General features: G+C 70.9%; 10 protein-coding genes. 6 read left to right on the top strand and 4 right to left on the bottom strand.

Going from position 1 to position 10791, the window contains the following annotated elements; translation table 11 throughout:
- The 3 genes from H5J33_RS12245 to H5J33_RS12235 form a co-directional block, all read right to left on the bottom strand.
- Positions 1–579 (bottom strand): phosphatase PAP2 family protein (locus H5J33_RS12245; RefSeq protein ID WP_181794931.1); only part of this gene is annotated, 579 nt, incomplete at its 3' end.
- A gap of 230 nt (positions 580–809) precedes the next feature.
- On the bottom strand, positions 810–1754 hold the full coding sequence (locus H5J33_RS12240; protein ID WP_220212263.1) for a bifunctional lytic transglycosylase/C40 family peptidase: 945 nt from the start codon (positions 1752–1754) through the stop codon (positions 810–812).
- Between the two features lie 241 nt (positions 1755–1995).
- Positions 1996–2766: a serine protease gene (locus H5J33_RS12235; protein ID WP_181794929.1), complete on the bottom strand. Its 771-nt coding sequence runs from the start codon at positions 2764–2766 to the stop codon at positions 1996–1998.
- A 380-nt stretch (positions 2767–3146) separates the two neighbouring features.
- Here H5J33_RS12235 and H5J33_RS12230 point away from each other — a divergent pair, with 380 nt between their 5' ends.
- The 6 genes from H5J33_RS12230 to H5J33_RS12205 all read left to right on the top strand — a co-directional run bounded on the left by H5J33_RS12230 (position 3147) and on the right by H5J33_RS12205 (position 10306).
- Positions 3147–3455, top strand: a complete 309-nt coding sequence (locus tag H5J33_RS12230; protein ID WP_014673544.1) for a hypothetical protein — start codon at positions 3147–3149, stop codon at positions 3453–3455.
- A gap of 171 nt (positions 3456–3626) precedes the next feature.
- On the top strand, positions 3627–4472 hold the full coding sequence (locus H5J33_RS12225) for a hypothetical protein (RefSeq protein WP_181794928.1): 846 nt from the start codon (positions 3627–3629) through the stop codon (positions 4470–4472).
- Positions 4462–5805, top strand: a complete 1344-nt coding sequence (locus tag H5J33_RS12220; protein ID WP_181794927.1) for a hypothetical protein — start codon at positions 4462–4464, stop codon at positions 5803–5805. The genes H5J33_RS12225 and H5J33_RS12220 overlap by 11 nt, the downstream gene beginning before the upstream one ends.
- The gene (locus H5J33_RS12215) at positions 5802–7358 is read left to right on the top strand and encodes an SCO6880 family protein (RefSeq protein WP_181794926.1); all 1557 of its coding nucleotides are present in this window, start codon (positions 5802–5804) and stop codon (positions 7356–7358) included. The genes H5J33_RS12220 and H5J33_RS12215 overlap by 4 nt, the downstream gene beginning before the upstream one ends.
- 14 nt (positions 7359–7372) lie before the next feature.
- Complete coding sequence (locus H5J33_RS12210) at positions 7373–8785, top strand: ATP-binding protein (protein ID WP_181794925.1); 1413 nt, start codon at positions 7373–7375, stop codon at positions 8783–8785.
- Between the two features lie 12 nt (positions 8786–8797).
- On the top strand, positions 8798–10306 hold the full coding sequence (locus H5J33_RS12205; protein WP_181794924.1) for a type VI secretion protein: 1509 nt from the start codon (positions 8798–8800) through the stop codon (positions 10304–10306).
- On the opposite strand, the gene H5J33_RS12200 is transcribed toward H5J33_RS12205, so the two are convergent.
- On the bottom strand, positions 10303–10791 hold a 489-nt coding region (locus H5J33_RS12200), incomplete at its 5' end, for an N-acetyltransferase (RefSeq protein ID WP_258565027.1). The genes H5J33_RS12205 and H5J33_RS12200 overlap by 4 nt on opposite strands.

Below are 10791 nucleotides of genomic sequence, written 5' to 3'. Positions count from 1 at the left end.
CGCCCGCATCAGCGGGGTGAGCAGCGCCATGGCGAGCGGGGACAGCAGCAGCACGACGGCCGTGCCCAGCGCGAAACCGCCCACGACGTCCGTCGGGTAGTGCACGCCCATGTAGACCCGGCAGAAGCCCTCCAGCAGAGCCAGGCCGATGCCGACCAGGCCGAAGCGGCGGTTGGCGACGAACAGGCCCACACCGAGCGCCATCGTGAGCGTCGCGTGATCGCTGACGAAGGAGAAGTCGTCCTTGCCGGAGACCAGGACGTCCAGGCCCTGGTGGGTCCGGAAGGGGCGGGGGCGCTCCACGAAGCCCCGTATCGGGACGTTCACGAGGACCGCGAGGCCCGCCGCGAGCGGCGCCCACACCAGCGCGGCCATCGACGGCGCCGCCTCCTCGCCGCCCCGGCGCCGCACGCCCCACCAGCACCACAGGACCAGCAGCACCATGGCGAGCAGCAGCCCGTACTCGCCGACGAACTCCATGACCCGGTCGAACCAGTGCGGCGCGTCCTTGGCCAGGCCGTTGATGTCGTAGAGCAGGTCGACGTCGGGGTTCGATCCGGATTCGGCGAGTACAGCCATGGTGCTGCGGCCCCTTCGTCGTTCGTCCGGACGCACCGGGTGTGCGTCGCTCCAGCCCCCCGTGGTTCGTAGATCCGCTTCCGCTGCACTCCCGTACTGACGTCCGCTCGGCTACGTCAACAGGAACGCACGGGCACCATGAATACGTTCCACTCTCCACTGAATGATCACGCAGACGTTATCGAAGAGAGACTCGTCTCCGCAGCTCAGGGGGCAGCTTCACGCATCGTTCACACGGTCGTGGGAAGTGCTTGGGCGCCCTCCTCCGTTACCCGTGTCGCGCCGAAGTAGTCAGGGGTGTCGATCGGGTCGAAGCGGATCACGGCGCCGGTGCGCGGCGCGTCGATCATGTACCCGCCGCCGACGTAGATCCCCACGTGCCGGATGGCCCGCGAGTCGGTGAGGTCGTCGGAGAAGAACACCAGGTCACCGGGGAGAAGTTGGTCCCGCGAAGGGTGCGGCCCGGCGTTGTACTGGTCATTGGCCACCCGCGGCAGGGTGATCCCGACCTTCTGGTACGACGCTTTGGTCAGCCCCGAGCAGTCGAAGCGCCCGCCCTGCGCGGGGGTGCCGTCGCCGCCCCACAGGTACGGCGTACCGAGCCGGCTCTGCGCGAAGGCGATCGCACCGGCGGCCTGCCGGCTGGGGTCGAGCCGGCTGACCGGCGCGGCGAAGCTCTTCTCCAGGCTGCGGATCCGCTTGACGTAGTTGCGCGTCTCGCTGATGGCCGGCACCCCGCCCGCCCGGATCACCCGGTAGGCGCCCGCGTTGTAGGCGGCGAGCATGTTGTCGGAGACGTCACCGGGCACGTCCTTGACGTACTTGGCCAGTTCGCAGTCGTACGAGGCCGCCGACGGGATGGCGTCGTCGGGGTCCCAGATGTCCCGCTTGCCGTCCCCGTCGCCGTCGATGCCGTGCGTCGCCCAGGTGCTGGGGATGAACTGCGCGATACCGCGCGCGTCGGCCGGGCTCACGACGGTCGGGTTCCACCCGCTCTCCTGGTACAGCTGCGCGGCGAGCAGCGCGGGCGTCAGCGCCGGGCACAGATTGCCCCACCGCTGCACCAACGACTTGTAGGCGGCCGGCACCGCCCCCTTCGCCAGCCCCCGGCCCCCCGAGGTCACCCCGCCCACCAGATTCCCGGCCACGATGTACACACCGACGACCAGCAGCATCACGAAGCTCACGCCGAGCGCGACGGCCGCCCCACCGATCACCCATGACTTCCGCACGGTTCAACTTTCCCCCATGCGGCGCCGATTCAAGAGCCCTTTCTCATGATGTGGCGTCATTTCGCGGTAGAGCTCGCGCACATGCCCCGCACCCCGCGGCCGGCAGCCGTCCGGATAGGGGACGTACGCCCAACCGTCCGTGCCCTGCCACCGAGATCACGAGCGTCCCGGCCCTGATCCCGGGTCAGGGTGCCGCGGCCGCGTCCTCGTACAGCTCCGCCGCCACGCGCCCCAACGCCACGCTGTACGAGGTCCCGGCCGTGCTGCCGCCCTCCTCGTGGCCGCCGAGGACCCCGACGATCTCGTGGTCCCCGTTGACCCAGGGGCTGCCGCTGGTGCCGCCGGTGAAGTCGGGGCAGTCGACGCGCTGTTGGGTACGGCTGTGCCGGACCGGCTTGTCGGTGCAGGTGATGGGGGCCTCGCGGGAGGCCGGGTACCCGGTGACGGTCACCGCGGTGGCGCCGGTGGCCACGCCGGGCGTGAACCGGTAGGCGCCCACCACGTCCTCCACCCGGCCGCCGTCTTGCCCGGCGACGGTGGCGAAGGCGAGGTCGCTGTCCTCGTCCCGGTCCCGGGCCCACCCGTCGGGCAGGAACCGCCGCGTCACCCTCCACACCCCGTACGGCGCCCGTCCGGCGCGGTAGCCCGGCACGAACACCAGGTCGCGACCGGGGTCGTCCAGGCAGTGGGCGGCGGTGACGATCAGGTCGCCGTGCGGGCTGTGCGCCACCGACGCGGTGCAGAAGTGACCGCCCGTCGGACGGCCCGCCCCGTCCGCGCCGAACAGCGCGCCCACCCGCGCGCTCCACCGGTTGTCGACGGCGTCCACGGTGACGTGGAACGGTCCCGGTCCGTCGTCGGCGGCGGCCACGGAGGCCGACGTCAGAGCGAGCAGCACCACCGCGCCGAGCAGCGCGGGCCGCGAGGTGGCCGAGCAGCGTGAGATGCGCATCATCGGGACCGAGTCTGACCCTCAAAGGTGAGGAGGAAACCTCGAGTTCTCTGAGATTTCCCTGTGAATCGGAGCACCCGGACCAGCCCGCCCGCCACCCCGCCCATGAGACCATCGACGCGACAGCTCACCCGGTCGGCCGTCACAACCGCGCAGGTCGTAAAGGGGGTCAACGACGGAACCACACACCGGGTTCCGCTCCGACCTCATTGCCCGGGGTGACCTGCCGTGATACACAGAGTGACGGTAGGTGCCACATAGACGAAACCCGCCGGTGAATGACGCCAAGTCGACATACGTTGGCGACGTTGTCGGCGACAATGAGGCCTGACCTCTGCGCCCGCAGGGGCTCGCGGAACTACCCACCAGGGGCGGTGACTTACATGCTCTTTGCGGCCGACAAGGGAGACATCAACACCATCATCGGCGGGATCGCTCCGGACTGGGGCCCCTTCGGCAGCCTGGGCAACGAAGCCAAGGTGATGATCGAGGTGGTCATGGCCGTCGCCATCCTGCTGTGCCTCGGCATCGCGGTATGGGGGGCGGCCAAGCAGCGTATCGGCGCCACGGCCCTGCGGGACACGTTCAGCGCGGAGCAGGGCAAGGGACTGATCATCGCCGGCCTCACCGGGGTCTTCATCATCGGCTCCCTCGGCACACTGTTCACCATCGTGTACGGCATGGCGGTGTAACCCCACCCGTTCCGGGCACGCCCGGCCACGGCTGTCCCCTCCACCCCACCCATCCGTCGTGCCCACCGGCTGAGGTTGCGTTTCCCTGATGTCGAGTCACCACACCGCGCCCGCGCGGGAACCAGCACGGCTACCGTCGTATGTCTACGAGGTGGAGGGGGCGTACGCGGCATGAGTCCCGGAGACGAGCAGGGTTACCGCGACTACCAGGGGTACGGCGACCACCCTGAGCCGGGCCAGACCCGGACCCGCCTGCCCGACCCCGACCCCTACGGCGGCGCCCCCCGCCGCCCCCAGCGCTCCTCCTCCAGAAGCCTGATCACGGTGGTCGGCGTGGTGGTCCTCCTCATCGCCGCCATCGCCTTCGCGAACCGGGGGGGCGGCGACGAGAACCCCGAAGCCTCCACGAAGACCGACCGGCCCGTGACCTCCTCGACTGCGGCGAGCGGCACGCGCCCGGTGGGGACCAAGACCGCGGGTGTTCCGACGGGCTTCGCCCACAACGAGCAGGGAGCCCAGTCGGCGGCCTCGAACTACGCCGTGGCCCTGGGCTCGACAGGCATGTTCAACAAGGACAGCCGCCACAGGCTCCTGGATCTCCTCTACACCCAGGAGGCGGCGGCCCGCCTCCAGGGGCCCATGGACCAGGCCTACTCGGCCGGGTTCCTCGCCAAGATGGGCCTCGACGCGGCCGGCAACCCGCCCAAGGGCAGCACGTTCGTCTCCCGCGTGATTCCGATCGGCACCACTGTGCGGCAGTACAAGGCCGACTCCGCCAAGGTCGCGGTCTGGTACGTGGGCCTCATCGGCATGGCCAGCAGCACCTCGACCGACCCTGTCACCTCGTCCTGGAAGACCTGGACGTTCGACCTGCGCTGGTCCGACGGTGACTGGAAGATCAGCTCCGAGACACAGCAGGACGGCCCCGCACCGGTACCCGGTGACGACCGGGCCGCCACCTCCGACGAGATCAGCAAAGCCTTCGAAGAGTACGGAGGGTTCACCTATGCCCGGTAGCCCGCAGCGTGCGCTCAAGCTCGCCGGAGTCGTGACAGCCGTACAGACCACGGCCGTACTGCTGGCCACACGCGCCTTCGCGGAACCCTCGCCCACCCCCTCCGGCAGTCCGTCCCCCTCGCCGTCGAACGGCGGGATCGACTGCGGACCCATCTCCGGGGAGGCCAAGAAATACTGCCAACGTGGCAACCCTTCCGGGAAATCCCCCGACCTGGCCCCGGACAGCTCCACTCTCGACCCGCTGTCGTCGCTGGCCAAGGGCTGCGCCGAGGCCGCCTCCTGGACCATCGACAAGCTCAGCAAAGCCGTCAAGGAGACGGCCACCGTCGACTTCACCAATCAGGCGTTCCTGAAGCAGTACGCGATCGTGTTCGCCGCCTCCACGATCCTGACGCTTCTGCTGTGGCTGCTCGCCGTGGCCAAGCGCGCGGTGCGCGGCGTGCCGCTGACCACCGCGATCAGCGAGGCCGTCGGCTTCCTCTGGCTGACCGTGCTGGCCTCCGCCTTCACCCCGCTGATCCTGTACACCGTCGTCTCGGCCACGGACAGCGTCACCGACGTCCTCGCGAAAGCCACCGGCGACCAGGCCGACACGTTCTTCGGCACCTTCTCCGGCGCCCTGAAGAAGGGCAACGACATCGGCGGCGGCCCCATCATGCTGATCGTCGTCTCCCTGGTCAGCATCCTCGCCGCCGGCGTCCTCTGGCTGGAGCTGGTCATCCGCGCCGCCCTGCTCTACGTCGGCGCCCTCCTCGGCACCGTCGTCTACGCCGGACTCGTCGACAAGAACCTGTGGGGCCACGTCCGCCGCTGGGCCGGCATCATGATCGCCGTCATCCTGGTGAAACCCGTCATCGTGATCGTCCTCGGCCTGGCCGGCGCCCTGTCCGGCGCAGGCGGTCCCGACGCCTTCTCCGCGGTCGTCTCCGGCCTCGCCATCATCCTGCTCGCCATCTTCGCCAGCGCGATGATCTACCGCTTCGTCCCCGGCTTCGGCGACGAGATCGCCAGCGGCCGCAACAACCGCATCATGCAGGGTGCGGAGAGCAAGGCCGCCGCGGTCATCAGCTCCCCCGCCACCCTCGTCGCCCAGGGCATCAAGACCCACAGCACCCGGGCCGACAGCAACGCCGCGGCCGGCCAGTCGAGCAGCACCCCCCGCCAGGCCAACCCCGCCTCCGGCGGCGTCGCCGCCCACAGCAGCCGTACCCCGGCCGGGAACGGCGGCGGAACCGTCCCCTCCGCCACGCCCGCGCCCCGCGCGTCCAGCCCGGTCAACACCCCGCACGCCAGCAACACCCGCAACAACCGCTCGGGAGGTGAAGGGCGTTGACGACCGAGTCCCACCTGTCCCATCCGGTCACGCCCCGCCGTACGTATCTCATCGGCCGCGCCCGGCCGAACGCGATCATCGGCCGCAACCGTGAATCCGGCGAGATCGCCCTGATCATCGCCGGCGCGTTCCTCGGCATGATGTGCGGCCTCCTCGTACCGGTCCTGCCCCTGCGGATCGCGCTGCTCATGGGCTTCCCCCTGCTCGCGCTCGCCGCGGTCTACGTGCCGTACAAGCACCGCACCTTCTACAAGTGGTTCGAGATCAACCGCTCGTACAAGCGGACCGTCAAGCGGGGAGCCGTCTACCGGTCCGGCGCCATGGAGGCCGGCACCCGGCTCGACGGCCGCGAGATCGAGGTCGGCCCGCCGCCCGGCATCGGCCGCATCACCTGGCTCGCCGCGCCCTTCGGCCCGGACGAGATCGCCGTCCTCCTGCACGCCGACCGCAAGACGGTCACCGCCGCCATCGAGATCGAGGGCCCCGGCGTCGGCCTGCGCGACTCCGAGGACCAGGAGGCCCTGGTCGACCGGTTCGGCACGCTGCTCAAGCACGTCGCCAACGGCGACGGCTTCGTCACCCGGCTGCAGATGCTCGCCCGCACCCTGCCCGCCGACCCGGACGCGCACGCCAAGGACGTCGCCGTGCGCGGCGACGACCGCTCCCCGGACTGGCTCCAGCGCTCCTACGACCAGCTGCAGTCCATGGTCTCCACCAGCAGCGAGCAGCACCGCGCCTACCTCGTCGCCTGCATGCACTACAGCCGGGAACTGGCCGCCGAGGCCAACGCCATGGCCCGCGCCGCCCGCACCCGCGGCGGCAAGGTCGACCGGGACGCCGGACTCGCCGTCGTCATGGCCCGCGAGCTGACCGACATCTGCTCCCGGCTCCAGGAGGCCGACATCCGGGTCCGCCAGCCGCTCGGCCAGGGCCGGCTTGCCTCCCTGATCCACTCCATGTACGACCCGGACCACCCCATCGACCACATCCAGGCGATGACCCAGCGCAACGCCTGGCCGGCCGAGCTGGACGCCGTGGAGCCCACCTACCTCCAGGCCAAGACCCGCGAGTCCGGCACCCGCGCCCCCTGGTGCCACGCCACGGCCTGGGTGAAGGAGTGGCCGATGACCCCCGTCGGCGTCAACTTCCTGGCCCCGCTCCTCGTCCACACCCCGGACGTCATCCGCACGGTCGCCGTGACCATGGACCTGGAACCCACCGAGGTCGCCATCGAGCGGATGCTGACCGAGAAGACCAACGACGAGGCCGAGGCCTCCCGCGCCGCCAAGATGAACCGGACCGTCGACCCCCGGGACATCGCCGCGCACAACCGTCTCGACCAGCGTGGCGAGGACCTCGCCAGCGGCGCCGCCGGCGTCAACCTGGTCGGCTACATCACCGTCTCCGCCCGCTCCCCGGAGGCCCTCAACCGCGACAAGCGGACGATAAGGGCCTCCGCCGGCAAGTCGTACCTCAAGCTGGAGTGGTGCGACCGAGAGCACCACCGCGCCTTCGTGAACACACTTCCGTTCGCCACCGGCATCCGAAGGTAGGGGCTGATTCTCCGATGCGGGATCCGCTGTCCGTCCTCACCGAGGCCTTCACCTCCTTCCTCTTCGGGAAGGTGGAGACGACCCGGCTGCCGGTGCGCACCTCCACGGGCCAGGCCCAGGCGGTCTACCTGCCCACGGCCGCGCCCGGCCTCGGCGACTCCGGCGTCATCATCGGCCGCGAGGTGTACTCCGGGAAGGGCTACATCTACGACCCCTTCCAGCTGTACGGCCAGCAGCTGCCGGCCCCGCACTGGCTGGTCCTCGGCGAGTCCGGCAACGGCAAGTCGGCGCTGGAGAAGACGTACGTCCTGCGTCAGCTCCGGTTCAAGGACCGCCAGGTCGTCGTCCTGGACGCGCAGGGCGAGGACGGCGTCGGCGAGTGGAACCTGATCGCCGAGGAGCTGGGGATAACCCCCATCCGGCTCGACCCGACGGCCGCCCTCGACCACGGCATCCGGCTCAACCCCCTGGACCCGGCGATCACCACGACCGGGCAGCTCGCGCTGTTGCGGACCATCATCGAGGTCGCCATGGGCCACGGCCTGGACGAGCGCGCCGGCTTCGCCCTGAAGGTCGCCCACTCCTACGTCAACGAGACGATCACCGACCGCCAGCCGGTCCTCTCCGACATCGTGGAGCAGCTACGGCATCCCGAGCCGGAGTCGGCGGAGGCGATGAACGTCGCCATAGACGACGTGCGGGCGTGGGGCCTGGACGTCGCCCTGGTCCTGGACCGCCTGGTCGACGGCGACCTGCGCGGCATGTTCGACGGCCCGACCACGGTCGGCATCGACCTCGACGCGCCCCTGATCGTCTTCGACCTGTCCCACATCGACCGCAACTCCATCGCCATGCCGATCCTCATGGCGATCGTCGGCGTATGGCTGGAGCACACCTGGATCCGCCCCGACCGGAAGAAGCGCATCTTCCTGGTCGAGGAGGCCTGGCACATCATCAACAGCCCGTTCGTGGCCCAGCTGTTCCAGCGGCTGCTGAAGTTCGGACGCCGGCTCGGCCTGTCCTTCGTGGCGGTCGTCCACCATCTGTCCGACGTGGTCGACGGGGCGGCGGCGAAGGAGGCGGCGGCCATCCTGAAGATGGCCTCGACCAGGACGATCTACGCCCAGAAGGCGGACGAGGCGAGGGCCACCGGCCGGGTCCTCGGCCTGCCCCGCTGGGCGGTCGAGATCATCCCGACGCTGACGCCCGGCATCGCGGTCTGGGACGTCAACGGCAATGTCCAGGTGGTCAAACACCTGGTCACGGAGACGGAACGGCCGCTGGTCTTCACCGACCGCGCCATGACCGAGTCGGCCAGCGACCTGGCGGCCGACGACGCCCTGCGCGCGGCCGAGCTGGAGGCCGAGCAGCGGGCGGCGGCCTTCGTGGAACAGCACCTGGGCGACTCCGAGTCGACGGTGGCCTAGAGGGAGTACAGCGTGAGACCGGACGATCACCGTGACATCCGCCGGGAACGCCAGGGCGGGATCCCCGACGGACTGCTGATCGGCATCCTCGCGTTCCTCATCGGCGTCACCGTCCTGGTGTGGACGGCCACCGGCCTCGCGGCCCGGTTCGCCCAGGGCTCCTGGCCGGAGGGCGTCACCTTCACCCGCACCCCCCTGGCCATGCGCCACCTCGTCAGCCGGCCCCACGACCTCCCCGGCGCCTGGCCGGACACCCCGCCCGGCCGGCTGCCCGGCTGGGGCCTGTTCTGGGGCCTGTTCCTCGGCCAGCTGATGATCCTCTTCGTGCTCACCGTGTTCGCGATCGGCACGGTGGCCCGCTGGCGGGCAGCCAGGCTACGACGGGCCACGGCGGCCCGGGACACCCCACCGAGGCCCGCACAGGCCGAGCCCCGCCACGAGGCCCGGGAACCTCGCCACGACGTCCCGGAAGCCCGCCACGAGGTCCCCGAGCCACGCCACGAGGTACCCGTACCGCGGCCTGCGGAGCCCGTGCCGGGAACGGCGACACCGGCGCCTGCCGTCGCGCTTCCCCCCGAAGGCGACCGGGCGGGTGGCTGGGAGAAGGTCCTCCTCGCGCCCCGGGAGACCCGGCAGACGGCCGCGGCCCAGGCCGTACGGGACGCCGAGGGCCCCGTCGTCCTCGTCACCTCCAACCCGGCCGTGTGGGCGGAGACCAAGGACACCCGGGCCAAACTGGGCCCCACCCTGCTCTACGACCCGACGCACCTGTGCGACACCCCGGCCCGCCTGCACTGGTCCCCGACGGCGGGCTGCGAGGACAGGCAGACGGCACTGCACCGGGCGACGGCCCTGCTCGCCCCTGTACGGCCCACCGCGCGCATCGACCAGGCGGTGGCCGACACCGCGACCACCCTGCTGCGCAGCTACCTGCACGCCGCCGCCCTGGAGAACCGCACCATCCGGCATGTGCACCGCTGGTCGCAGGGCACCCAGGTCCAGGACGCCGTCCGCACCCTGCGCACCCACCCCAAGGCCGCGCCCGGTGCCGCCGGCGAGCTGGAGGCGGCGCTCACCGCGCACCCGGAGCGCCGGGACATCGCCCAGGAACTGACCAGCAGGGCCCTGTCGGCGCTGTTCACGGTGAACATCCGGGAGGCGTGCACCCCCAACCGAACCGATGCCCTCGCCCTGGATTCCTTCGTCCATGAAGGGGGCACGCTTTATGTGGTAGGTGCATCCATCGAGGACCCGCGGAGCAACCCGGGCGCGATGCCGCTCCTGACGGCCCTCGTCTCCAGCGTGGTCGAGCGCGGCCGGCGCATGGCCGAACGGTCATCCTCCGGTCGGCTCGACCCACCACTCGCCCTGGTCCTGGACGACATCGCGGCCGTGGCGCCGCTGCCCGAACTGCCGGACCTGCTGGCCACCGGGAGCGACCAGGGTCTGCCGACGCTCGCCCTGCTCCGCTCCCGGGAACAGGCCCGCACCCGCTGGCCGCACCAGGAACTGCCCGTCTAGGCGGGCCGCTCCAGGACGAACTCCAGCTCGTCGGCGGTCTCATCCTTGGAGAAGGTCACGACGAGCCCGCTGGGCGTGAACCCGATCCGCCGGTAGGCCGTCTGGGCCCGGAGGTTGTCCTCGTGGACGAACAGCCGCACTCGCTCGGCGTCTTGCTGCCACGCCCAGGCCAGACCGGCCGCGAACAGCGCCTCGATGAGTCCGTTACCCCGGTGCTCCGGCCGTACGAAGACGCCGGCCGCGTGTCCCTGCCGCCGCTCGACCGGGTTCCCGGCCCAGTCCTCGGTGCCGGGCTCCTCCAGGAGCATGGTGACCGAGCCGGCCCACGTCCCGTCGGGGGCCTCGGCGATGAACTGCCGGGCGGTCGTGGAGCCGGCGCCGGAGCCGACGGCCCGGTCCTGCCAGAAGGAGTCGGGCTTGCTCGCGGCCTCCTCGTAGGTCTCCAGGAAGGCGAGGTGCGCGACCGGGTCCCGCAGCGCGTCCAG

It is taken from the genome of Streptomyces sp. WELS2, assembly GCF_013870595.1.
Taxonomy (GTDB): domain Bacteria; phylum Actinomycetota; class Actinomycetes; order Streptomycetales; family Streptomycetaceae; genus Streptomyces.
This window is presented reverse-complemented; position numbering and strand designations above follow the sequence as displayed.